The 23498-nt window shown below is 69.8% G+C and carries 20 protein-coding genes and 2 pseudogenes; 8 read left to right on the top strand and 14 right to left on the bottom strand.

Annotated elements, in window-relative coordinates:
* The 4 genes from Aple_RS17480 to Aple_RS17465 all read right to left on the bottom strand — a co-directional run.
* On the bottom strand, positions 1–466 hold a 466-nt coding region (locus tag Aple_RS17480), incomplete at its 3' end, for a DedA family protein (protein ID WP_155345801.1).
* Positions 467–800: 334 nt separating this feature from the next.
* Positions 801–4142, bottom strand: a complete 3342-nt coding sequence (locus Aple_RS17475; RefSeq protein WP_155345673.1) for an ATP-binding protein — start codon at positions 4140–4142, stop codon at positions 801–803.
* A 102-nt stretch (positions 4143–4244) separates the two neighbouring features.
* Positions 4245–5303: a lysylphosphatidylglycerol synthase transmembrane domain-containing protein gene (locus Aple_RS17470; RefSeq protein ID WP_155345672.1), complete on the bottom strand. Its 1059-nt coding sequence runs from the start codon at positions 5301–5303 to the stop codon at positions 4245–4247.
* An 8-nt stretch (positions 5304–5311) separates the two neighbouring features.
* Positions 5312–6112, bottom strand: coding sequence for a PIG-L deacetylase family protein (locus tag Aple_RS17465; protein WP_246264544.1), 801 nt, complete (start codon positions 6110–6112; stop codon positions 5312–5314).
* Positions 6113–6252: 140 nt separating this feature from the next.
* Between Aple_RS17465 and Aple_RS17460 the strand changes: the two genes are divergently transcribed.
* Positions 6253–7350: a glycosyltransferase family 4 protein gene (locus Aple_RS17460; protein ID WP_155345671.1), complete on the top strand. Its 1098-nt coding sequence runs from the start codon at positions 6253–6255 to the stop codon at positions 7348–7350.
* A 168-nt stretch (positions 7351–7518) separates the two neighbouring features.
* Here the strand turns inward: Aple_RS17460 and Aple_RS17455 are convergent, their stop codons facing one another.
* The 6 genes from Aple_RS17455 to Aple_RS17430 all read right to left on the bottom strand — a co-directional run bounded on the left by Aple_RS17455 (position 7519) and on the right by Aple_RS17430 (position 13809).
* Complete coding sequence (locus tag Aple_RS17455; RefSeq protein ID WP_246264542.1) at positions 7519–8334, bottom strand: transglutaminase family protein; 816 nt, start codon at positions 8332–8334, stop codon at positions 7519–7521.
* Positions 8331–9272 carry an alpha-E domain-containing protein gene (locus Aple_RS17450; protein ID WP_218038375.1) on the bottom strand — a complete coding sequence of 314 codons (942 nt, stop codon included), beginning with the start codon at positions 9270–9272 and terminating at the stop codon, positions 8331–8333. The genes Aple_RS17455 and Aple_RS17450 overlap by 4 nt, the downstream gene beginning before the upstream one ends.
* Positions 9269–10813, bottom strand: a complete 1545-nt coding sequence (locus tag Aple_RS17445) for a circularly permuted type 2 ATP-grasp protein (RefSeq protein ID WP_155345669.1) — start codon at positions 10811–10813, stop codon at positions 9269–9271. Before Aple_RS17445 ends, Aple_RS17450 begins: the two co-directional genes overlap by 4 nt.
* Before the next feature lie 88 nt (positions 10814–10901).
* Positions 10902–11843 (bottom strand): nucleoside hydrolase, encoded by a 942-nt coding sequence (locus tag Aple_RS17440; protein WP_155345668.1) that lies wholly within the window; start codon positions 11841–11843, stop codon positions 10902–10904.
* 17 nt (positions 11844–11860) lie between these two features.
* Complete coding sequence (gene cysS, locus Aple_RS17435) at positions 11861–13219, bottom strand: cysteine--tRNA ligase (RefSeq protein WP_155345667.1); 1359 nt, start codon at positions 13217–13219, stop codon at positions 11861–11863.
* Between the two features lie 299 nt (positions 13220–13518).
* On the bottom strand, positions 13519–13809 hold the full coding sequence (locus Aple_RS17430; RefSeq protein ID WP_239162152.1) for a hypothetical protein: 291 nt from the start codon (positions 13807–13809) through the stop codon (positions 13519–13521).
* A 293-nt stretch (positions 13810–14102) separates the two neighbouring features.
* On the opposite strand from Aple_RS17430, the gene Aple_RS17425 reads away from it, so the two are divergent.
* From Aple_RS17425 to Aple_RS56270, 6 genes and pseudogenes are all read left to right on the top strand, one after another.
* Entirely contained in the window at positions 14103–15554 is a 1452-nt protein-coding gene (locus tag Aple_RS17425) for a helix-turn-helix domain-containing protein (RefSeq protein ID WP_155345666.1), read from the top strand.
* Positions 15551–16480 (top strand): phosphotransferase enzyme family protein, encoded by a 930-nt coding sequence (locus Aple_RS17420; protein ID WP_155345665.1) that lies wholly within the window; start codon positions 15551–15553, stop codon positions 16478–16480. The genes Aple_RS17425 and Aple_RS17420 overlap by 4 nt, the downstream gene beginning before the upstream one ends.
* Before the next feature lie 237 nt (positions 16481–16717).
* A complete protein-coding gene (locus Aple_RS17415; protein WP_155336120.1) occupies positions 16718–16921 on the top strand; it encodes a cold-shock protein in 204 nt (67 codons plus the stop codon).
* A 71-nt stretch (positions 16922–16992) separates the two neighbouring features.
* Positions 16993–18299, top strand: a pseudogene (locus tag Aple_RS56640) (alpha-amylase family protein); the annotation flags it as partial.
* A gap of 90 nt (positions 18300–18389) precedes the next feature.
* Complete coding sequence (locus tag Aple_RS56635) at positions 18390–18665, top strand: hypothetical protein (RefSeq protein WP_444978884.1); 276 nt, start codon at positions 18390–18392, stop codon at positions 18663–18665.
* 161 nt (positions 18666–18826) lie between these two features.
* Positions 18827–19357 (top strand): annotated as a pseudogene (locus tag Aple_RS56270) (DUF998 domain-containing protein); the annotation flags it as partial.
* A 27-nt stretch (positions 19358–19384) separates the two neighbouring features.
* Here the strand turns inward: Aple_RS56270 and Aple_RS17400 are convergent.
* The 4 genes from Aple_RS17400 to Aple_RS17385 are packed head-to-tail and all read right to left on the bottom strand — an operon-like array spanning position 19385 to position 22485.
* On the bottom strand, positions 19385–20362 hold the full coding sequence (locus Aple_RS17400; RefSeq protein WP_155345664.1) for a malate dehydrogenase: 978 nt from the start codon (positions 20360–20362) through the stop codon (positions 19385–19387).
* Between the two features lie 37 nt (positions 20363–20399).
* Positions 20400–21254, bottom strand: coding sequence for a 4-hydroxy-tetrahydrodipicolinate synthase (dapA, locus tag Aple_RS17395; protein ID WP_218038374.1), 855 nt, complete (start codon positions 21252–21254; stop codon positions 20400–20402).
* 58 nt (positions 21255–21312) lie between these two features.
* Positions 21313–22278 carry a cation diffusion facilitator family transporter gene (locus tag Aple_RS17390; RefSeq protein WP_155345663.1) on the bottom strand — a complete coding sequence of 322 codons (966 nt, stop codon included), beginning with the start codon at positions 22276–22278 and terminating at the stop codon, positions 21313–21315.
* 18 nt (positions 22279–22296) lie between these two features.
* Complete coding sequence (locus Aple_RS17385) at positions 22297–22485, bottom strand: hypothetical protein (RefSeq protein WP_155345662.1); 189 nt, start codon at positions 22483–22485, stop codon at positions 22297–22299.
* Between the two features lie 124 nt (positions 22486–22609).
* Here Aple_RS17385 and Aple_RS17380 point away from each other — a divergent pair, with 124 nt between their 5' ends.
* Entirely contained in the window at positions 22610–23425 is an 816-nt protein-coding gene (locus Aple_RS17380; RefSeq protein WP_155345661.1) for a MerR family transcriptional regulator, read from the top strand.
* The last annotated feature ends 73 nt before the right edge of the window (positions 23426–23498 follow it).

Genomic DNA, 23498 nt, shown 5'->3' with positions numbered 1-23498 from the left:
GGCGGCGCCGCCACACCAGCACCGCGACGACGGCGATCAGCGCGGCCAGCGTCAGACCCCCGTAGAGGGGAGAGGTCGCGGCCAGTTTCAGCCACGCCCACACCCCGGCGTACAGGCCGAACGCGGTCACAGGGACCCAGGTCACGCAGCCGACGGCACTGGCCACCAGATACCAGCGGTAGTTGACTCGCAGCGCGCCCGCCACCCACGGCAGCGTGTGGCGCAGGCCGCCGGGCACCCAGAAACACCCGAAAACCGAGAGCGCGCCCCACCGCCGGACCACGTTCTCCACCTTGGCGATGCGCTCTTTGCCGATCTTGCGCCCGACCCGCGTCTCGGGCAGCTTGGCGCCGAGCTTCTTGCCGCCCCAGTAGTAGAACTGAAACGCGCCGAACAGGGCGATCCCGCCCACCAGCACCAGCAGCCAGTACGGAACGCTGTCGACGATCTCGAAGAGGCTATCCATGGCGACCTCCCCGGAACGCGTCGATACCTAAGGACAGGCTTACCTAATCAAGACCTGTTCCGCAACTGCAAGCGGACGGCAAGCTCCGATCAACCATCCGCGCGTACATCTAAGTGTGAGCGTAGCCGGAGGGAAGATCATGAATTCACGTGGTGAGATCATGGCGGTTCTGGCTGCGGGCACCGGCACGGCCGTCAGGTTGTTCCTGGCCACGCTCGCGGCCCTCAGCGCGTACATGGGCGTGGGAATCGCCGACGTCACGCCAGAACGGCCGATCACGCTGTCGGCGCGCACGCTCCCCGCCGAGACACCTACCGCAGTGAGAAGTTCGTGGTCAGCTGCTGAGCGCACGCTCCGCCTCGGTCACCCACCGGGGCACGCCGACCCGCCGGGCCACCGCCAGCGACTTGTGGTAGTGCTCGGTCGCCTCCGGTAAGCCCAGCTTGACGGCCAGATCCCCGAGCGTCCTGGCCACCGGCCACAGCGCCACCACCCCGGTGCCCGCTCCCGCGATCCGGTCGTTGAACGGCTTCAACGCCGTGTACGCCTCCCGCATCCGGTCGGCGTCGTCGAGCAGCAGCCCGGCCAGCGCCCGCCAGATCATCGCCAGCTCGTAGAGGAAGTCGCCCCGCACGGGCTCCCGGGTGGCGGCGATCACCTGCGCGTCCCGCAGATGCCCGGCCGAGGCCAGCGTCACCGCGTACGCGTCCAGGGTCCACTTGGCGCCCCGCTGGTGCGCCTCCTCCAGCGCGTCCACCATGTCGGCGGCCTGCCCCTGCACCAGGTGCAGGCAGAAGGTGGCGATCAGCGGCAGGTCCTGGCGGCCCTCCAGCATCCCGGCCCGGGCGGTCAGCCGGGCCGCGTTCCGGTAGGCGCGCTCGGCGCCCGGGTAGTCTCCGGCGATCATGAGGCGCTGGCCCGCGTACCAGGCCCCGACGGCGGCGGGCGCGGACAGGTCGTACTGCTGGCCGAGCCGCTCGGCCCTGGCCAGCTGCCGATCCGCCTCGGCGAAGTCGCCCCGGGCCGCCGCGCACTCCAGCAGCACCAGGTGGGCCAGCGTCTGCACCGCGATCTGCCCCGACTCCGCGCCGACCCGCAGCAGCTCCCTGCCGATGTCCTCGCGCTCGTCGACCTGCGCCATCGTGTACGACTGCCGCAGCCGCCCGCTCAGCGCCATCGCCAGCAGCTCGGGATCGCCGCTCGCCCTGGCCAGCTCCTCGGCCTCCAGCGACGCCTGCCCGCCCCTGGGGGTGGCCGAGCCCTCCAGCTCCAGCGCGAGCGTGGCCAGCAGGCTGGCCCGCAGCGACTGCTCGCCCTCACCGGCCGGGAGTTCCAGCAGCGCCTTCTCGGTGACGTCGACGATCTCCCAGGCGGTCCTGGTGAAGTCGCGGGCGATGCCCTTGTGCGGCACCGCGAGCGCGGCGGCCACCCGGGCCGTCATCTCCAGGTCGCCCAGCGGCAGCGCCACGTCCATCGCGTCCCGCCGGCGCGCCCGGGCGGCGGCCATGTCGCCGCAGAGCGCCAGCGCCTTGATCAGCCGCAGCTGCAGCTCCAGCCGCTCCCTGCCGGGGCTGCCGCCGGCCCGGTCGAAGGCCGCGATCGAGCGTTCCCACTGGGACGCCGCCTCCCGGTGCGCGAACCGGGAGGAGGCCTGCTCGGCGGCGAGCCCCGCGTACCTGACGGCCTTGGCCGCGGTATCGGCGGTGCCGGCCAGGTCGTAGTGGTGGGCCAGGGCGGCCACGTCGCCCGGGTTGCGCTTCTCGATGACCGAGGCCACCGCGGCGTGCAGCCGGGAGCGGCGCAGCCGGGACGCGTCGGAGTAGAGGGTGTCGCGGACCAGGCCGTGGTCGAACCGGAGCCGCCCCGGGCCGGGTTCGGTGACCAGACCGGCCAGCAGCGCGGCCTCGACCGCGTCCACCACCAGGTCCTCATCGCCGGAGATGTCCACCAGCACGTCCACGTCCACGTCCCGGCCGATGACGGCGGCCTGCAGCAGGATCTGCTGGGCCTTCTCCGGCAGCCGGGCGATCCGCCGCCGCAGCACGTCGCGCACCCCGGACGGCACCTCGGAGATGTCCTGCTCGGCCGCCAGCAGCCGCACGGTCTCGATGACGAAGAACGGGTTGCCGCCGGTCCGCTCCACGATCGCGGCGATCACCTCGTCCTCCACGTCGCCCGCGCTGGTGGCGCGCACCAGCGCGGCCGTGTCCGCGGGGGACAGGCCGTCCAGCTCCACCCGGACCGGGCCAAGCCGGGCCAGCGCGGCCAGCACGTCCTGCTGCGGGTCGTTGAGCTCGTTGTCCCGGCAGGTCACCACCAGCAGCACCCGGCTGGCGGCGAGCAGGCTGGGCAGCGCGCGCAGCAGGGCCAGCGTCTGGTCGTCGGCCCAGTGCAGGTCTTCCAGGGTGATCAGCAGCGGGGCTTCGCGGGCCACGCCGGACAGGAAGCCGCCGACCGCGCGGTGCAGCCGGAAGCCGCCGGAGGCCTCGTCGTCGCCGGTGTCGGGGGCGTGGTCGTCCAGCAGGGGGGCGAGCAGCGCGCCGTACTCACCCGCGCCGCGGCGGGCGATCAGCGTGCGCAGCACCTCCACCCAGGCCCAGCCGGGCGGGGTGGCCGGGCTGTCGGGGCAGGCGCCGCCGGCCGCGATCCAGCCGTGGCTCTCCAGCTGCCCGGTCAGCTGGCGCAGCAGCATGGTCTTGCCCGCGCCCGCGTCGCCGCCGATGACGGCGATGGTGAGCCGCCCCGACTTGGCCCGGGGCGCGGCGGCGGCCAGCGTGGTGAGCTCGGCGTCCCGGCCGACGAACGGCTCGGGCTCCAGCGGCGGCACCGAGCCGACCTCGACCGGGCGGGGCGGCCAGCTGGCCGTGCTCTCCGGGCGGCGCGGCGCGGCCGTCAGCTCCAGGCCCGAGTCCTGGGCCAGGATGTCGGACTCCATCTTGCGCAGCGCCGGGCCCGGGTCGATGCCCAGCTCGTCGGCGAGGATGTTGCGCGCCTTGCGCAGCGCGGCCAGCGCGTCGCCCTGCCGCCCGCACCGGTACAGGCCCAGCGCGAGCAGCCGCCAGCCCTCCTCGCGGAGCGGGTTCTCGGTGGTCAGCGCCTCCAGGTCGGGCACGGTCTCGGCGTGCAGCCCGAGCCGCAGCCCCGCGTCGGCGTGCCGCTCCCGCGCCACCAGGCGCAGCTCGTTGAGCCGGGTCACCTCGGCCTCGGCCCACGACTGGTCGGCGAAGTCGGAGTACGGCGTGCCCTGCCACAGCCCCAGCGCGGACTCCAGCCGGGCCCTGGCCGTCTGCGGGTTCTCGTCCAGGCGTTCCCCGGCGGCCCGCACGGTGGCCTCGAACCGGAGCGCGTCCACCTGCTCGGGGGCGGCCCGCAGCGCGTAGCCGGAGGCGACCGTGACCAGCAGCCGGTTGGGGCCGCCGCGCGGCCGGTTGGGTTCCAGCACCCGGCGCAGCCGCGAGATGTACACCTGCAGGCCCGACTGCGCGCCCTTGGCGGCGTCGTCCGCCCACAGGTCGAAGATCAGCGTGTCCACCGGCACGACCTGCCCGCGGGCGACCAGAAGCCGCGCCAGCACGGCCCGCTGCCGCAGGCCGCCGAGGTCGAGCTCACTCTCGCTCTCGTTGTCGGCGCCGTACGCCTCGACCGGTCCCAGAACCCGGAAGACCACCTTGCTCATGTCAGCCGCCACGCTATGCGTGCCGCCAAACTGTGCACAAGCTCCTAGACATGGCCGACATCCTCACTATCTCCAACTGTGATCGGTCATCATCCCGCAAGATCACATAGTCGGGGCGCGTTCCGCCTCAGTCGGCAGGCTGTTACCCCGCTTACGGAGTATCGCCCAGCCGCCGAGCGCGAGACCGCCCCAGGGGATCTCGATTGTGTACGTCCAGAACCCGAACAGCAGCGCCGCCGCGGTGGCACCTCCCGCCGGCTGGCCGAAGGTGATCAGCAGCGCGGCCACCCCGCCCTCCATGATCCCGGCCCCGGACGGTGTGATCAACGCGGTGGTCAGCACCCGGCTCAAAGCGAAGACCGCGATCGATTGGGCCAGCCCGGGATAGGAGTCCGTCGCCTGGAGGCAGAGCACCATGATCAACCATTGGAACCCGAGGAACAACACCATTCCGCCCGAAAGCCCCGCCCACCGGGTTCGGACCACCCCGGCGGTGTCGGCCCTGAGCCGGTTCAGCGCCTCGGAAGCGGCATGCTCCGCCGGGCGGAAGCGGTGCGGGAGCAGCTTGATCATCGTGTCCAGGGCCCGGCCGAGAACCGCCGCCGCCCGGTCCCAGTACAGCGCCGCCGCGACGACCGTGACCAGCACCAGGATCGAGACGCCGCCGACCCAGCCCGCGCGGGACACGGCGGGACTCATCGCCTGCCCCGAGGCGACCAGGGCGAGGATCCCGACAGCGGGCAAGATGAACCGGAACAATGTGTTCCAGATGCCGCTCACCAGCGTCAGCACCACCACCGAGCGGACCGGGAAGCCCCAGCCCTTGGTCATCGCGAAGGTGAGCGCCACCCCCGCCGCGCCGCCGAACGGAAGCAGGTTGCTGACCGCGCTGCCCGCCGCGTTCAGGGTCAACCCCTGGGCGTGGCTGAGGCCGGGCAGCGAGCTGGTCAGCACGTGGCTGTAGGCGATCAGGCTGGCCAGCCAGACGACCGCCATCAGCAGCACCGTGCCCCAGTCGATCCGCCCGAACAGGGCGCCGATCTCGGTCCACGACACGTGCTTGCCGGTCAGCCCGCCGACGATGCGCGGCAGGAACACGATCAAGGTCACGGCCAGGCCGAGCGAGGCGGCCGACAGGGCCACCCGCAGCCACTTGTTCACATTCCCCCTCAGCTCGGCTGGTCGAACGGATGCCTCAGCCGGGTTCCCGGCGGAAGGCCGCGCCGCACGTACCACTCGGTGCCGAACACATAGCGGAAAATGGGGGCGGGGATTTTCAGCATCGCCCCCAGCGTACGGTCCCCGTCGCCGCCGGTGGCCTGGGTCGCGTGCGCGGCCATCGCGGCCCGCTTGGCCCTGGCGTGTTTGCGCACGTTGATGCGGTGGGTGATGTCGGAACCCGCGGAATACGCGCTCTCGAAGGCCCGCACGTCCAGCTTCGGGTAGAAGCGGGCGGCCAGCCGGATGCCCTTGAGCAGCGGGTCGCGGTTGACCGTGGCCTCCAGCAGGATGGGCGTCCCGGCGATCTCGGCCGCCCGGGCGCCGACCCGGTGCACCATGACGTGGTCGGGGTGGCCGTAGCCCCCGGCCGGGTCGTAGATGGTGAGCAGCTCGGCGGTCTCCTCCTTGAGGATGGCGGCCAGCCGCTGGGCGGCCTCCTCCAGGTCGGCGTCGATGAACGCGTTGTCCGGCCGGTCCTCGGCCATCCCGCCGTCGGCGCTGAGCCCGCTGTCGCCGTATCCGAGCCGGACCACCCTGGCACAGCCGAGCCGGGCCGCCGACGCGTACAGCTCGTTCATCCGGGCCGCGCCGAGCTCGTCCCCATGTGGCATGTCGGCCAGCCCGCGCTCACCCGCCGTGGCCACCACCAGCACCACCCGGTGCCCTTCGGCGGCCAGCATCGCCATCGTCCCGGCCGTCAGCAGCGCCTCGTCGTCGGGGTGAGCGTGAAAGAACACGGCGGTCTGCACGCATCCAATGATCCCATGGATCCCTCGCCCACCTCCCAAGCGGGCAATCTCCGCACCATAAGTCATATGTCCCGGCAGGCTGAGGGCGGCCAAGCCCGCCGTGCCGGAGGCGCGGCCATGAACACAGCTAGTCTGGCTCGGTGCGGATCCTTCATGTGAGCGACTGTTACCTTCCCCGGTTGGGTGGGATCGAGGTGCAGGTGGCGGACCTGATCAGGAGCCAGCGCGAGGCCGGGCACGAGGTGGTGGTGGCCACCGCGACGCCGGGGGAGCCCCTGCCGGGGGTGCGCAGGCTGGTCGCGCGGATGCCGTTCGACCTGCCGGTGCACCCGCGCGGGACCGGGCATCTGATCCGGCTGATGACGTCCTCCCGGCCGGATGTGGTGCACGTGCACACCGGCGCGGTCTCGCCGTTCGCCTGGATGGGCGCGCGGGCCGCGCACCGGGCCGGGCTGCCGACCGTGGTCACCGTGCACAGCATGTGGGATCCGGTCACCCAGGGCCTCTACCGGGCGCTGCGGGCGCTGGGGGACTGGCACCGCTGGGGACTGGTGGCGACCGCCGTGAGCGAGGCGGCCGCCCGGCCGATCCGGTCGGTCGCGGGCCCCGGCGTTCCGGTGCACGTGGTCTCCAACGGCCTGGACCTCTCCGGCTGGGGTCCGTCAGGTCCTGTGCCGTCCGGCGATCCCGTGCACATCGTCGCGGTGGGGCGGCTGGCGCCGCGCAAGCAGCCGGTCCGGCTGCTGAAGCTGCTGGCGGCCACCCGGGCGCGGGTGCCCGGCGAGGTGGCGATGCGCGCCACCATCGTCGGCGACGGCCCGGCCCGCGGCTCGATGGAGCGCTACCTGCGGGCGCACGGCATGGACTGGGTGCACATGCCGGGCCGCTACACCCGCGACCAGATCCGCGACCTGCTGGCCGAGGCCGACGTGTTCGTGGCGCCCGCGCCGCGCGAGTCGTTCGGGCTGGCCGCGCTGGAGGCCCGGGCGGCCGGAGTGCCGGTGGTGGCCCGGGCCCAGAGCGGGGTCGCCGATTTCGTCAGGCCGGGCAAGGAGGGACTGCTCGGCCGCAGTTTCGATGAGCTGGTCGGCTCGGTGGCCAGGCTGGCCAGGGATCCGCAGCTGCGCACCTCGATCGCGGAGCACAACCGGGAGACCGCGCCGGTGCGCTGCTCGTGGCCGGCCGTGCTGGAGGGATTCGACCGGTGCTACGCGCTGGCTCGGGGCGGCAAGTCGTGATTTGACAGGAGTTCAGGCGCTTAGAACGGAAGTATCCGTCCGGACGGGGTGCGCAGGTCGATGGGGACGGGACGGCGTGGAGGCCGAGGCCGCTGAACGATCTGGACCCTTTTCACAGAGGCGCTCCTCTCATCGTTTGGTCTCAGCCTTCCCAGAAATGCGTCAAGATCACGCCAGCCGGGTCACTTCAACCTTCACTACTTGTCTTCCCGCAGGTGGTCCTTGGTAAATACCTTTCAAAGGGGGTACGTCAGCGTAATCTCTCCCGCGCGCTACCACCACGTGTGATTCGCCCACTTTTGACTGATTTGTTGGATCAAGCGCGACCCAGTCCCCGGCCCAGTACTCCACCCACGCGTGGCTCTGCCCGAGCACCGGCTCGCCGATGGCCGCGTTCCGGTGCGGGTGCAGGTAGCCGGAGACGTACCTGGCGGGCAGCCCGGCCTCGCGCAGCAGCGCCACGGTGACGTGGGCCATGTCCTGGCAGACGCCCTCGCGCCGGTCCCACGCCTCCTGCGCGCTGGTCAGGACCCCGGTGGCGCCTTGCACATAGGCCACCCGCTCGTGCACCGCCCAGGCGATCGCCTCGGCCGTCTGGTGCGGGTCGCGGCCGGGCACCTGCGCCCGCCCGACGCCGGGGGTGATCGTGGTCCGCTCGGTGGGGCGCAGGTATTCGGCGATCGGCCCGTCCACTCCCCGCAGCGCCGCCCAGCTCAGCGGCTTGCCCAGCGGGCGCGGCCCGGCCGTCTCCACCCGGCTCACCGCCTCGATGGTCAGCGCCCGGTGCGCGTTCGGCAGGTCGAAGACGCTCACCTGGGTGCCCCAGTAGTCGCGGTAGGTCCAGACCGGCGTGGCCGGGCGGATGGTCAGCCGCTGGTCCAGGGTGGTCTGGCCGCGGTCGTCCAGCGGCGTCATCCTGACCTCGTTGTAGGAGGACTGCGCCTCGCCCTCGTACTCCAGCAGGGTCAGGTGCCTGATCCTCACACGCCAGCCGTCTGCCATGTCGCGCCTCCCCATGCCACGTGCTGGAAGAACCGGTCGGTGATGGCCTCGGACGCGATCACGCAGACCGCCTGGAGGGCGGTGAGCAGTTCGGGCAGCTGGTCGTCCAGGTCGGCCACGTCGGCGTACTCCAGGGTCATCCGGACCCGGCCGATGGCGGCGCGGGCGGTGTCGGACATGCCGGCCCGGTCGTGGTCGGGGGTCAGCTCGGCCAGGCACTGTTCGGCGGTGGCCAGCGCGTGCATGACCGAGCGCGGGAACAGCCGGTCCAGCAGCAGGAACTCCAGCACCCGGCGGGCGTCGCCGCGATGGGTCCGGGTGAACGACTCGTCCGCGCCGCAGGCCTCCAGCAGCAGCCGCACGTTCCCGGTGTGGCCTGGCTCGTGGTGCACGGTCAGCAGGCGGGCGAGCATGTCCACCCGTTCCAGGCTGCGGCCCAGCACGATGAAGCGCCAGCCGTCGTCGCGGCTCATGGTGGCGTCGGCCAGGCCGAAGAAGAGCGCGGCCCGTTCGCGTACGTAGCGGAGGTAGCCGTGCGGGCCGAGGCGTTCCGCGCCGGCCTGGCGGAGCGGCAGCTGGTTCCAGGTGACGTTGAGGCACTCCCACACCTCGCTGGAGACGATCTCCCGGACGCCGCGGGCGTTCTCCCTGGCGGCCCGCACGCAGCCGGCGATCGAGCCGGGGGTGTCGGAGTCGTAGGCCAGGCGCTGGACCATGGTCTCGGTGGTCGGGGATGACGTTAAGGAAAGATCGGCGCCCTGGTGGCCGAGGGTGGCGAAGACGGTGGCCCAGTCCTCCTGGCCGACCAGCGCGCGGTGCAGGGAGACGTCCAGCAGGCGGGCGATGTCGTCGGAGCGCTCGACGTACCTGCCGATCCAGTAGAGGGTCTCGGCGATCCGGCTGAGCAGCTCGCGGGTCACTGCTGGCCGTCCCAGGCGGCGTTCCTGGTGGGCTCCCAGTGGACCTGGGCGGGGGTGGGTTCCGGCGGGGCCGGGCGGGGACCGGGCTCGGACAGCACCCAGGTGTCCTTGGAGCCGCCGCCCTGGCTGGAGTTGACCACCAGTTCTCCTTCCGGGAGCGCCACCCGGGTGAGGCCCCCGGGCAGCAGCCAGACGTCGTCGCCGTCGTTGACCGCGAACGGGCGCAGGTCGATGTGGCGCGGCCGGGGCAGGTCGCCGATGAGCGCGGGCGAGGTGGACAGCGCCACCGGGCGCTGCGCGATCCAGCCGCGCGGGTCGGCGCGCACCGCCTCGGCCAGCGTGGCCAGGGTCTGCTCGTCGGCCCGCGGCCCGATCACGATGCCCTTGCCGCCCGCGCCGTCCACCGGCTTGAGCACCAGCGTGTCCAGGTGCTCCAGCGCCCATTCGAGGGTGTCGGCGTCGGCCAGCCGGTGCGACTCGACGTTGCCGATCAGCGGCTGCTCGCCGAGGTAGTACTTCATCAGGTCCGGCACGTAGGTGTAGAGGAGCTTGTCGTCGGCGACCCCGTTGCCGACCGCGTTGGCGATCGTGACCGTGCCCGCCCTGGCCGCGTTGAGCAGGCCGGGGCAGCCGAGCGTGGAGTCGGCCCGGAAGTGCAGCGGGTCCAGGAAGTCGTCGTCCACCCGCCGGTAGATGACGTGCACCGGGCGCTTGCCGTGCGTGGTGATCATGTACGCGCGATTGTTCTCGCAGACCAGATCCCGGCCCTCGACCAGCTCGACGCCCATCAGCCGGGCCAGCAGCGCGTGCTCGAAGTAGGCGGCGTTGTAGACGCCGGGGGTGAGCACCACCACGGTCGGGTCGGTCACGCTGCCGGGGGCGGCCTTGCGCAGGGCCGCCAGCAGGCGCGGCGGGTAGTCGTCCACCGGCCGCACCCGCTGCTCGGCTCCGACGCCGTCCCGTCCGGGCCCCGCGAACAGGGCGGGCAGCGTCCGCATCATGGCCAGCCGGTTCTCCAGCACGTAGCTCACTCCCGAGGGAGTACGGACGTTGTCCTCCAGCACCCGGAAGTCGCCCACCTCATCGCGGATGATGTCGATTCCGGCGATGTGCACCCGCACCCCGTTGGCCGGGCGGATGCCGTCGGCCACGCGGTGGAAGTGCGGGGAGGACTGGAGCAGCCGCCAGGGCACGATCCCGTCGTGGAAGACCTGGCGGCCGCCGTACACGTCGGCGAGGAAGGCCTCCAGGGTGCGCACCCGCTGCCGGACCGCGCGGGCGATCAGGTCCCACTCGGCCGCGTCGATGACGCGGGGGATCAGGTCGAGCGGGAACGGGCGTTCCTCGCCCGCGTAGTCGAAGGTGACCCCTCGATCGGTGAAGACGCGGGCTAATTGGTCGGCCCGGAATCGCAGCTCATCGGCTCCGAGGGGTTGCAGGGCCGCGAACAGCCCCTGGTAGGGCGCCCGGGGAACGCCCGGACGCTCGAACATCTCGTCCCATGCATCGGCCAGGGCATATGAGTCGAATATGTCCGCCATGACCGGAGAGTAGGAAACGGATGTTTCGCGGAAAGTCTAGGTTTGTTTCGGGCATTGGTCCTTCCGCCACGGAGATTGCGGCACCTCCTCAGCGGCGGCGCAAGAGCCCCTGGTTCACCCGCTCGTACGCCGACAGCGTGAGCTCCCAGAACCGGTCCACCTGGATGGACGTCCCCACGTTCGCGTTGGCCACGCGGTCGCCCAGCGCGAAGTCGATCACCGTCATCCCCGAGGTGAACCGGCCCGCCGTCTCCACCTCGACCCAGGCGGGCTCGAACTCGATCAGGCTCGGGTCGGCCAGGTAGGCGAGTGCGCACGCGTCGTGGATGGCCGGTCCCTCGCTGGCGGTGACCATGCCGTAGAAGGTCGCGCACGGGACCAGCAGGTCCTCGCCGAGGCGGCCGAGCGCGCGCATGCGCTTCACCACGGCCTCGGTGGCCTGCGCGGTGGTGCTCACGTCCAGGCCGATCTGGGTGACCGTCCACCCGGCCCGGAACACGATCGCGGCCGCCTCCGGGTCGGCGGCGATGTTGAACTCGGCGGCCGGGGTGCGGTTCCCTCGCGTGTACGTCCCGCCCAGGATGGCGAACTCGCGCACCCAGTCGACCACCCGCGGCTCCTTGAGCACGGCCAGCGCGATGTTGGTGAGCGGTCCGATGGCGACCAGCGTGATCTCGCCCGGGTGGGCGCGCAGCGTCTCGATGATGTAGTCGCTGGCGTGCCCGGGCGCCACCGGCAGCGTGGCCTCGGGCAGCACCGCGCCGCCGAGGCCGCCGGTGCCGTGCACGTGCGCCGCCTCGATCGCGCTGCGCAGCATGGCCCCGGCCGCGCCCGGGGTCACCGGCACCTCGGGAAAGCCCAGGAACTCCCGCAGCCGCAGTGCGTTGTCGGTGGTGCGCTCCAGCGAGACGTTCCCGCCGACGGTGGTGATGCCCACGATCTCCAGCGCGGGACTGCCGTGCGCCAGCGCGATCGCCAGCGCGTCGTCAATACCCGGATCACAATCGATAACGATCTTTTTCGCTGCCACAGATTGGAGCTTAGTCTTCAGACCCCCAACCGGTGATTCACCCGGAGCGGAGCGCTGTCGATCAAGGCGGTGTCGATCTGCCGATGCATGGCGTGCGCCCGCTCCACCTCGCCTTGCGCCGCGCTCGCGTCGGCGAGATTTCTGACCACGTGCAGCACCGCCCCCGCGACCTCATGCAGCCGGGTTTCTCTGGCCCAGTTCCCGGCCAGCGGATCAAGCCCCAGGATTTCCAGCATCGCGCGCACCTCGCCGCATTTTTCGGCGGCCAGTTTCGGGTCGCCGGAATCGAGGGCGGCGTTTCCCTCGTTCACCGCCGCGTGCACCCGCGACAGCGCCTGCGGCACGTTGAGGTCGTTCGCCATGGCCTCGCTGAACTGGGCCGGAAGCCGGTCGGCGGGACGCTCGGCGACCCGGTCCACGAACCGCTCGACCCGCCGGTAGGCGGTGGCCGCCTCCTCCACCGCGGCCACCGAGAACTCCATCGGCGAACGGTAGTGCGCGGCCGCCAGGTAATAGCGGAGTTCGACCGGTCTGATACGCCGGAGCAATGTGTGCACGGCCATCGGATTCTTCACGACCTTGCGAATCTTCTCGCCCCGGTGGGTGACCGGTCCGTTGTGAATCCAGAAACGCGCGAAATCATCTCCGGCGGCCCGGGACTGGGCGATCTCGTTTTCGTGGTGCGGGAAAATCAGATTGGCGCCGCCGCCGTGGATGTCGAATTCGTGGCCGAGATACTTGCGGGCCATCGCGGAACATTCGAGATGCCATCCGGGGCGGCCCTCTCCCCACGGCGCGGTCCAGATCGGCTCGCCGGGGCGGGCTCTCTTCCATAACGCGAAATCGCGTGGATCGCGTTTTCCGTGGCTGTTCTCCTCGGTGCCGCGCATTTGGTCGTGGCGTTGCCCGGAGAGCGCGCCGTACGCCGGAAAGGAACTCACCGAGAAATACACGTCGCCGTCCGCCTCGTACGCGTTCCCGGCGCCGAGCAACTGCTCGACGAGCTCGATCATCTCCGTGATGTGCCCGGTGGCCCGGGGCTCCACGCTGGGCGGAAGGCAGCCGAGGGCTTCGTACGTGCGCCGGAACGAGCGGTACACCGGATCGGTGATCCGCCACCAGTGCACGCCCTCGCTGAGCGACCTACTGATGATCTTGTCTTCGATGTCGGTGACATTCCTGCAGAATGTGACCTCATATTTCAGGTGCCGCAGCCAGCGGTGCAGAATATCGAAATTCACCTGCGACCTGATCTGGCCGACATGTGGCGGGACGACCACGGTGGGACCGCACAGATAAAGCGAGACCTTTCCCGGAATTCGGGGGGAGAAATCGCGGACCGAGCGACTGAAAGTATCGTAAAGGCGGAGACCCACCTACCCGAGGGTAAGCGACCATTCCCGTCGCTGTCGATAGGATTCGACGAGGTGAGGGCCGCACATCACGAATGCCTGATTGTGAGACACGTCAAACGGCAATTAATAGGCCGGAACCACCCCGGGATCCCGCTTCCATGGTAGACGTCCTGCCGTTCTTCCGCTAACTCCGCAGGTACTGCGGCTAACGCTCTGCTAACACCCCAAGGTACGGCCCGCGTCCCGGTGTGGGTGGAATGGGGGCACGCGGGTCGCATGGATCGCGTGGCGCGAGCCGTACCGGCTGGGTGGCACCATAACTAGCGGCGGATGACGTGGAGCACGCTCGCGATACGCTCGGCGGCGGTGACGACGTCGGAGGCGTGGCCGATGCGGCCCGCCCAGGACAGCCAGTACCACCACTCGCCGTCGTTGGCGTTGGACGCGAGCACGTCCTCGGCCACCGTGGGGGCCATCGGGTTGACCACCCGCAACCGCGGGTAGAGGCCGGCCGGCGCCGTCAGGCGCACCTGGAACGAGTGCGCCTCCAACTGGGCGGCCAGCCGCTCAAGGTGGTCCATCGCCTCGCTGCGATCTGCCTTCATGGCCATCGTGGTCTCCCGGGGATGTTGGGACCTTTCACCGGAAAGGGTGAACCCGGGATGACCTACCGGCAATCCGACCCATTCGACGTATACGTGCAATAACCAGGGAACTCTGCGGTATTCCGTGGAACAGACACGGTTCTGGGGGCACGAACGCATAACGGTACTGGCGGTTGGGTGCGTGCCGGTTAACCTGTGGGAAATATCCGTAATAGCCGAACAGGGTGGTTCCCGGGCAGACTGGGGTACGGCCCGACCCCCCGACACGCCCCGTATCCAGTAGTGGAAGGGCAGGCACCATGGCCCGAGGAGAGCATTCTCCAGCCTGTGCGCGCCGCTGGCGCGAGCAGGCGGAAGTCCGGCAGTGGACGCTGTGGCAGACGGTCCAGGCGATCCACGGCTGTTGCGGCGTCAGCATGTTGAAGGCCCATCGCCTCGGGCGCGGCTGGTCGGCCCGCCAGGCGATCGAGGAGCTGGAGTTCCTCTGCGAGCAGCAGGCGCTCGGCCTGCCCCGGGCCAGCATCGACCTGCTGAACGCCTGGGAGAACAACCGGGCCCGCCCCCGGCCGCAGACCATCGACCTGCTGGCCCGGCTGTACAAGGCCAACGCGGTCCGGCTCGGCCTGGCCGCCGACTACTGCGAGGACCAGGGCGGCGGCGGCCAGAAGGTGGTCGTGGTCGCCAACGGTTCCAGCGACGACGGCGTGCACGTGGAGGACCTCGCCGACGACGACACCGACCGGCGGGCCCTGTTCCACCAGGCGATGCTCGCGGGCACCCCGAACGGGCGTTTCTTCGCCGAGGTGGAGGGCACCCGCCACGATGTGGATCGGTCCCTCGCCACCGGCAGCGTCACCGAGGACCAGCTCGACCGCCTGGACGAGCAGGTGCTCCGCTACCGCCGGGAGTACATGACCACCCCGCCGATGCCGATGCTCTGCCGGGTGATGCTGGAACTCGCCGACGTCCGCAAGCTGGCCGGCGCCCGGCAGCTGGCCAGCGTCCAGCGCCGCCTGCTCACCGCCACCACCATGCTGTCCCTGCTGACCGCCGACGCGCTGATGAAACTCGGCGACACCCGCCAGGCCCACGCCTGGTACGGCACCGCCCGCACCGCCTCCGACGACATCGGCGACCTGCGCCTGCGCGCCCTCGTCCGGGCCAACCAGACGATGTTGCCCTACTACTACGGCGACCTCACCGAGACCGTCCGGCTGGCCCGCGAGGCCCGGATGCTGGCCGGTTCCGCGCCCAGCTCCCCGGCCGCGCTGGCCGCCGCCGCCGAGGCGCGTGCGCTGGCCCGGATGGGCGACCGCAAGGCGGCCAGGATCGCGCTGGCCGAGGCCGAGCAGATCTTCGCCAGGATGCGCGGCATGAGCCAGGACGACCTGGCCTTCGTCTTCACCGAGAAGCGCATGACCTTCTACCGCACCGGCACCCTGCTGGAGCTCGGCGACGAATCCCAGGTGCAGGGCCTGGAATCGCTCGGCGGCGACATCCAGACCGGCTTCCAGACCATCGACCCCGCCCTGATCCTGCTCGACCAGGCCACCCACCTGGCCCGGCACGGCGACCACGACGAGGCCTGCCGGCTGGCCGCCCAGGCGCTCGGCCAGGTCCCGGCCGAGCACCGCACCTCGATCGTCGTCACCCGGGCCAGGGCGCTGCTGGCCGACGCCGACCCCCGGCTGCCGTCGGTCCGGCACCTCAACCAAGTCCTGTCGGAGTCCTCCCTCCGGCTAGCCATATGAACCACACCATCGCGCATCCCTTCACCGGGAAACCTTTGGCCGAAGAGGCCTTCTCAGTGCTGCGCGCGGTCTGCGGGCAGATCGGCGTGGAGGCCGAGGGCGCCCGGCTGATGCGGCTGCGCAGCAACGCGGTGTTCAAGCTCAGAAGCGAGATGGTGGTCCGGATCGCGACCGCCCCCGACGCGCTCACCCGCCTCCCGGTGGTGCTCGCCGTCGCCCGCTGGCTCGCCGACCGGGGCTTCCCCGCGGTGCGCCCGGTGGACGAGATCCCCGGCCAGCCCATCGTGTACGGCGGGCGCGCCGTCACCTTCTGGCGCTACGTCCGCTCCAACGGCCGCCCGACCACCCTGGAACTCGGCCGCGTCCTGCGCAACCTGCACCGCGAACCGGTCCCGCCGATCAACCTGCGCCGCCTCACCGATCCGCTCGCGGAGGTGCGGCACGCGGTCGAGCACCGGTCCGAAGTCCTCACGCCCTACCAGCGGGCCTGGCTCGGCGACCGGATCTCCAGCCTCACCGAGCGCTGGCAGAGCCTGGAGTCGGGCCCTCCGGTCCTCCTGCACGGGGACGCCTGGATCGACAACCTGCTGCGCTGCCGGGACGGCCAGGCGGTGCTCTGCGACTGGGACGGCGTCGCGGTCGGCCCCCGCGAGTGGGACCTGGTGCACACCTACCACGGGCAGCGCCGGTTCGGCCTGACCCCGGGCGAGGTGGACGCGTTCGCGCACGCGTACGGCTCGGACCTGCGGGAGTGGCCGGACTTCGGCACCCTGATGGAGATCAGGGACATGTACGCGGTGGGCATCCACATCAGGAACGCGACCGGGGATCCGTTCTCCCGGCAGGAGTTACCCCGGCGACTTGACTCCTTGACTCGGGGCGACGGCGAGGCGCGGTGGTACATGGCGGCCCCCGCCCTCAGCTGACAGGGGGTCTGAGCTGCGGGGAGGGGCCCTGTTTGGACATCCGGCCCGGGGCGGGTAGGCTGCTCGTGTTGCAGTGGTGTTTGTAAAAAAGCGCCTCGGGACCTTCCCGACGGAAAGTTCCGACAGCGGGCGTGCTTGCTTCTCCAGCGTATTGCGCGGATGCAGGGTAGGGTCCGCTAAGCAGCCCCGTGTCCCCGACCTGGTGGCACGGTGAGGCTCCCGTAAAAGGAGAAGCAGTTGTCTGAAGGCACGGTCAAGTGGTTCAACGCCGAAAAGGGCTTTGGGTTTATCGCTCCGGACGACGGTACCCCTGACGTGTTCGTGCACTACTCGGCGATCACGTCGAGTGGTTACCGCAGCCTTGACGAGAACCAGCGCGTCAGCTTCCAGACCGTTCAGGGCCAGAAGGGCCCCCAGGCCGAGAACGTAACGCCGCTCTAAGCCTGTTCTAGACAGCAACCCGCATCACATCTGTGGTGCGGGTTGTTGTTTTCCGGGTAGGTGTCGCGGCCATGCGGCTGAGCCAGACCTCTGAACTGTGGTGGAAGAACGCGATCGTCTACTGCCTGGACATCGAGACCTACGCGGACGGCGACGGCGACGGGATCGGTGACTTCCAGGGGGCGATCCAGCGCATCGATCATCTGGACCGGCTCGGCGTCACGTGCGTCTGGCTGATGCCGTTCTTCCCCACCCCTGACCAGGACGATGGGTACGACATCGTCGACTTCTACAGCGTCGATCCCCGGCTGGGCACGCTGGGGGATTTCGTGGAGTTCGTGCGGGTGGCCCGGGATCGGGGCATTCGAGTTATCGCCGACCTGGTCGTCAATCACACCTCCGACCGGCATCCCTGGTTCCAGGACGCGCGCTCCAGCCGAGACTCCCGGCATCGGGACTGGTACATCTGGTCGGATCGGCCGGAACCCGACGATCCGAAGGGCGTGGTCTTTCCTGATCAGGAGGACAGCCTGTGGGAGCTGGACGAGGGAAGCGGCCAGTACTACTTCCATCGTTTCTACAAATTTCAGCCCGACCTAAACACCGCCAACCCGGACGTTCGCAATGAAATCGCAAAATCCTGGGATTCTGGATGGAACTCGGACTTTCCGGGTTCCGGGTGGATGCGGTGCCGTTCGTGGTGGAGCGAGTGGTGGACAGTGACACGCTCCCCGACCCGCACGACTACTTCGCCGAGTTACGGGCGTTCATGAACCGCCGGGACGGCGGCGCGATCCTCCTCGGCGAGGTCAACCTCCCCTATACCGATTTATTGACATATTTTGGCAACACGCTGCTGGGGAACGAGATCACCGTGTGCTTCGACTTCATCGGCATGCAGCGCATGTATCTGGCCCTGGCCCGCCAGGACGCCCGGCCCCTGGCCGCCGCGCTGCGGGAGCGGCCGAAGCCGCCCAGGGACAGCCAGTGGGCGATTTTTGTCAGAAACCACGATGAACTCACCCTGGACAAGCTGTCCGAAAAGGAGCGCGAGGAGGTCTTCGAAGCCTTCGCCCCCGACAAGGACATGAGGATCTTCGATCGGGGGATCCGCCGGCGGCTGCCCACGATGCTGGACGGCGACCGGCGGCGCGTCCGGCTCGCCTACAGCCTGCTGTTCTCGCTGCCCGGCACCCCCGTGCTCTTCTACGGCGAGGAGATCGGCATGGGCGAGAACCTCGCCCTCGAGGGCCGATCCTCGGTGCGCACCCCCATGCAGTGGACCCCGAACCTGCACGGCGGCTTCTCCACCGCCGAACCCGCGATCCCGATCACCTCCGGCGCGTACGGCCCGGAGCGGGTCAACGTCAGCGGCCAGCGGCGCGACCCCGATTCGCTGCTGATCTGGATCACCCGGCTGATCGCGCAGTACCGGGAGTGCCCCGAACTCGCCTGGGGCGACTACGACGTGCTCGACGCGGGGGACACCGCCGTGCTGGCCCATCGGGCCGACATCGACGGTGGAACCGTCCTGGCGGTGCACAACTTCGCCGACCGTAAGATCGACGTCGAGCTCACCCTGGACGGGCTGGATTCCGGCAAGGTGCTCACCGATCTGCTGCTGGACGGGACGATCGAGATCTCGGACGAGGGCGTGGCCGGATTCGACCTGGAACCCTATGGTTGCCGCTGGTTCCGGGCCTCGACGCCGGAAACGGCGCCCGCTGATTCGACGTCACCCTGACCGGTCCCTTAGGCGCTGACCAGCGCCGATAGGTGGGAACCCCAGCCCAACCCCGATGCGTACCGAAATATCGGCCTAAGGGCGGGCTAAGGGGGCTATCAGGGGTTGGTGGGGCCGATCTCCGATGGGGGGCAAGTGCGCTTCCCAGGACAGTCAATGTCATGGGGATGGTGTTTGGGTTCCTGATCACTTCGGTTGGCGTGGCCGCCATGGCGGTGCTGCATGTGGTGTCCGGATTGAACCCGCTACGGGACATGATCAGCGAATACGCCTGGGCGGCGCACGGCTGGCTACTGCCGGTCGCGCTGACCGCGCTGGCCGTCGGGTCGACGGTGCTGGCGATCGGGCTGGCGCGGCTGGACCGCAGGGCGGCGCTGCTGGTCGGGGTGTGGTCCGGCTGCCTGCTGATGGTGGGTGCGTTCCCGACCGACCGGCCGGGGCTGTCGTTGTCGCTGGCCGGGGGTGTGCACCGGTACGCGGCGCTGGTCGCGTTCGTCGCCATGCCCGCGGCGGGACTGCTGATCGCCAGGCGGACCGGGTCACGGGTGATCCGGGTGCTCAGCTATGTGGCGATCGGCTCGCTGGTGATGGTGGTCGTGCCGTACGCGATCAGGATGCTCGGGCTTGACCCCGGCCTGGTGCCCGGCGGGCTGACCCAGCGGGTGACCGTCCTGTCGGAGGTCGCCGCGCTGCTGGTGGCCGCCGGGCACGCGTACCGGTTAGATCAGGCCCAGCGCCTGGACCGCGTCGCGCTCGTCCAGCAGTTCGCGGACCGACAGGTCGATGCGCTCGCGGGAGAAGGCGTCGATGGCCAGGCCCTGGACGATCTCCCAGTGGCCGCCGGTGGAGGTCACCGGGAAGGAGGAGATGAGGCCTTCCGGCACGCCGTACGAGCCGTCGGAGACGACGGCGGCGGAGGTCCAGTCGCCGGAAGGCGTGCCGTGGACCCAGGTGTGCACGTGGTCGATCGCGGCGTTGGCGGCCGAGGCCGCGCTGGACGCGCCGCGCGCCTCGATGATGGCGGCGCCGCGCTTGGCGACCGTCGGGATGAACGTGTCCCGCAGCCACTCCCCGTCCACCTGCTCGGCGGCGATCTTGCCGCCCACCTCGGCGTGGTAGAGGTCGGGATACATGGTCGGGGAGTGGTTGCCCCAGATGCTCAGCTTCCTGATCTCGGTCACCGGGACCTGGAGCTTGGCGGCCAGCTGGGAGAGCGCCCGGTTGTGGTCGAGCCGGGTCATCGCGGTGAACCGGTCGGCCGGGACGTCCGGCGCGTGGCTGCGGGCGATCAGCGCGTTGGTGTTGGCCGGGTTGCCCACCACGAGCACCCGGACGTCGTCCGCGGCGTGGTCGTTGATGGCCCGGCCCTGCGGGCCGAAGATGCCGCCGTTGGCCGACAGCAGGTCGCCGCGCTCCATCCCGGCGGTCCGCGGCCGGGCGCCCACCAGGAGCGCCACATTCGTGCCGTCGAAGGCGACGTTCGGGTCATCGGTGATCTCGATGCCCTGCAGCAGCGGGAACGCGCAGTCGTCGAGCTCCATCGCGGTGCCCTCGGCCGCCTTGAGCGCCGGAGTGATCTCCAGCAGGCTCAGTGAGACAGGGGTTTCGGCCCCCAGCAGTTGCCCCGAAGCGATGCGGAAGAGCAGGGCGTAACCGATCTGCCCGGCCGCGCCGGTGACGGTCACTTTGACGGTCATGACGATCCCCTTTGGCGAAAAGTATGTCCTCCGGAGCCTACTCGCATGCCTGTCTGAGGTGGCTCAGGAGGTCGGTGTCGGCGGGGACGAGGGGGAGGCGCACGGGGCCGGCGGGGAGGCTGCGGTCGTTGAGCAGGGCTTTCACGGTGACCGTGCCGGGGGCCTTGGTCATGATCGCGGAGACGATCGGGGTGAGATGGTGGTGGAGGACGGTGGCGGTTCTGGTGTCGCCCTGGTCGTACGCGTGGAGCATGGCCTTGATGGTCGTTCCGGCCACGTGGCCGATCGTGCTGATGACGCCGGTCGCGCCGATGGCGTACAAGGGGAGATTGAGCTCGTCGGCGCCGGAGTAGTAGCGCAGGCCGGTGGCGGCGAGGACCTCGGCCGACTTGAGCAGGTCGTAGGCGGCGTCCTTGACGCCGGTGACGCGGGGGTGCTCGGCCAGGCGGAGCAGCGTGTCGGTGGTGAGGGCGGTGCCGGTTCTGGCGGGGATGTCGTAGAGGGTCACGGGGAGGGCGGTGGCGTCCGCGATCGTGGTGATGTGGTGGCGGATGCCTTCCTGGGTGGGGCGGCTGTAGTAGGGCGTCACCACCAGCAGGCCCTCGGCGCCCGCCTTCTCGGCGGTTCTGGCCAGTTCGACGGCGTGGCGGGTGTCGAAACTGCCCGCCCCCGCGATGATCGTCGCCCGGTCGCCGACCGCTTCGGCGACCGCGCGGATCAGGGTCTCCTTCTCCTCGTCCGTGGTCGTCGGCGCCTCGCCGGTGGTGCCGTTGAGCACCAGGCCGTCGCAGGCCTGGTTTTCGACCAGGTACGCCGCGAGGGTCTGGGCGCCTTCGGCGTCGAGTGAACCGTCATTGCGGAAGGGCGTCACCATCGCCACGAGCATCGTCATACGACGACTCTGGGAGAGAAGGATGGTGTAGGTCCAGTTAGATCTGGTTCGCTGAGAGTTAAGCGATGCTTTCTGGTTTGTGGGAAGGGCCGTGGGGGTCGTGGCAGTGGGAGTTCGGGTCGCCGATCCGCAGGAGTTCCGGGGTGGCGTGGTCGACCTGGAGGGTGGTGTGCTCGATGCCGTAGGTGTCGTGCAGGAGGTGCTCGGTGGCCAGGCGGATGGCGTGGCAGTCGGCGGACGGGTCGACCAGGACGTGCGCCGACAGCGCGGCGTAGCCGGAGGTGACCTCCCAGACGTGCAGGTCGTGCACCTCGACGACTGAGCCGAGCGCCGCCATCCGGCCGCCGATCTCGTTCGGGTTCATGCCCGCCGGGGCGGCCTCCATGAAGACGCGGCCGGAGTCGCGTACCAGACCCCAGCCGGCTTTCAGCATCAGCGCCGCCACCACCAGGGCGGCCAGCGCGTCCGCCTGGGACCAGCCCGTGAGCAGGATGACGACGCCGGCGACTGTGGTGGCGATGAACGCGTACAGGTCGTTGAGGACGTGCTGGAAGGCGCCCTCGATGTTCAGGCTGGTCCGGTTGGCGCGGCTGATCAGCCAGGTCGCGGCCAGGTTGACGACGATCCCGGCCAGGCCGATGACGACCACAAGACCGCCCTCGACCTCGGGCGGGGTGATCAGGCGGCGGATGCCCTCGTAGGTGAAGTAGGCCGTGAGCAGCAGCAGCGTGATGCCGTTGGCCTGGGCGCTGATGATCTCGGCGCGTCTCAGGCCGTAGGTGAAGCCGCCCTGCGGGGGCCGGGCGGCGATCCGCATCGCGATCAGGGCCACCACGATGGCCGCCGCGTCGGTGAGCATGTGGCCGGCGTCGGAGATCAACGCCAGCGAGTGAGCGATGAGGCCGGCGATCACCTCGCCGACCATGAACGCGACGATCAGGAGCAGGGCCCCGGTCAGGTACCGTCCGTCTGCTTCCCTGGTGAGAGCGTGCCCATGACCGTGCCCGTGTGCGTCACCGCTCATGTGACGAATATACGGAACCTATGAGTAGTCGGAATGGTTGGCCTTCGACCCTCCCGACCTGGTCAGGCGCATGACGCCCATGGCGACGAGCGCGAGCACGCCGATGATCAGAACCCACTTGAGCATGCTGACCACGAAGCCGATCAGCCAGCCGATGACGAAGAAGCCCACCACGACCAGCGCGGCGATCATAAGAATGCGTCCCATGCCTTCACGGTACGACGCATACGCTCGAGAAGCGCGTCCTGGACCCCAACCTCAGGGATAAGTCAGGGTGCGTCCGGGACGGATTGACCCTGACATTGTGTGAGGGTCTAGACCTGGAGGCGTCATGTTCAGTATCGGAGATTTCGCCAGGATCGGCCGTGTGTCGATACGCATGTTGCGGCACTACGACACGGTGGGGTTGCTACGACCCGCTTGGGTCGATCCTGCCACCGGCTACCGCTACTACCAGGCGGCTCAGTTGTCGCGGCTCAACCGGCTGATCGCGCTCAAGGATCTCGGGTTCACGTTGCAGCAGGTCGCGGGTGTGCTCGATGACAAGCTCAGCGTGGAAGAGTTGCACGGCATGCTGCGGCTGCGGCAGGCCGAGCTGGAAGCCCAGGTGATCCGGGATCGGGCCCGGCTGGCCGGTGTCCAGGCGAGGATCCGAACGATCGAAAGGGAGGGCGTCATGCCCGCCGACATCGTCGTCAAGAGCGTCCCCGCCGTCCGCGTCGCCGAACTCTCCGGCGTCGCGGAAAGCTACGAATCCGAACACATCGGCCCCGTGATCCAGCCCCTCTACCCCGAGCTGATGAGCCGCCTCGAGAAAGCCGGACTCACCATCGTCGGCCCTGGAATCGCCTATTACGAACAGGTCCCCGAGGGCGTCCTCGTCCACGCCAGCTTCCCGGTCAACGCAGACCCCAGCGAATCCCACGATTTCACCATCGTCGACCTCCCAGCGATCGACACGGTCGCCACTCTCCTCCATCACGGCCCCATGGACGACGTCGACTCCTCCGTCCAGCAACTGGCCCGCTGGGTCGAAGAAAACGGCTACCGCAGCATCGGTTTCATGCGCGAGGTCTACCTGGAGTACGGCATGGGCGACCCTTCCACGTGGGTAACCGAACTCCAGGAAGCCATCATTCCGGCCTGAGAATTGATGCGGGTGATCTCCCACCCACCCATCCCTTTGCTTAACCCCGGGCTCTGCCCGGCCCCGTCATCGC

The sequence above is a fragment of the Acrocarpospora pleiomorpha genome (assembly GCF_009687885.1).
Classification (GTDB): Bacteria; Actinomycetota; Actinomycetes; order Streptosporangiales; family Streptosporangiaceae; genus Acrocarpospora; species Acrocarpospora pleiomorpha.
Note: the sequence above shows the minus strand (reverse complement) of the source record. Positions and strands in the feature narration are given on the sequence as shown.

Coding starts and splice junctions, on each gene's coding strand:
- Aple_RS17425 (WP_155345666.1), top strand. CDS start 14,103: ATGGCCCGAGGAGAGCATTCTCCAGCCTGTGCGCGCCGCTGGCGCGAG.
- Aple_RS17445 (WP_155345669.1), bottom strand. CDS start 10,813: ATGGCGGACATATTCGACTCATATGCCCTGGCCGATGCATGGGACGAG.
- Aple_RS17390 (WP_155345663.1), bottom strand. CDS start 22,278: ATGAGCGGTGACGCACACGGGCACGGTCATGGGCACGCTCTCACCAGG.
- Aple_RS17475 (WP_155345673.1), bottom strand. CDS start 4,142: ATGAGCAAGGTGGTCTTCCGGGTTCTGGGACCGGTCGAGGCGTACGGC.
- Aple_RS17385 (WP_155345662.1), bottom strand. CDS start 22,485: ATGGGACGCATTCTTATGATCGCCGCGCTGGTCGTGGTGGGCTTCTTC.
- Aple_RS17420 (WP_155345665.1), top strand. CDS start 15,551: ATGAACCACACCATCGCGCATCCCTTCACCGGGAAACCTTTGGCCGAA.
- Aple_RS17380 (WP_155345661.1), top strand. CDS start 22,610: ATGTTCAGTATCGGAGATTTCGCCAGGATCGGCCGTGTGTCGATACGC.
- Aple_RS17430 (WP_239162152.1), bottom strand. CDS start 13,809: ATGGCCATGAAGGCAGATCGCAGCGAGGCGATGGACCACCTTGAGCGG.
- dapA (WP_218038374.1), bottom strand. CDS start 21,254: ATGACGATGCTCGTGGCGATGGTGACGCCCTTCCGCAATGACGGTTCA.
- Aple_RS17400 (WP_155345664.1), bottom strand. CDS start 20,362: ATGACCGTCAAAGTGACCGTCACCGGCGCGGCCGGGCAGATCGGTTAC.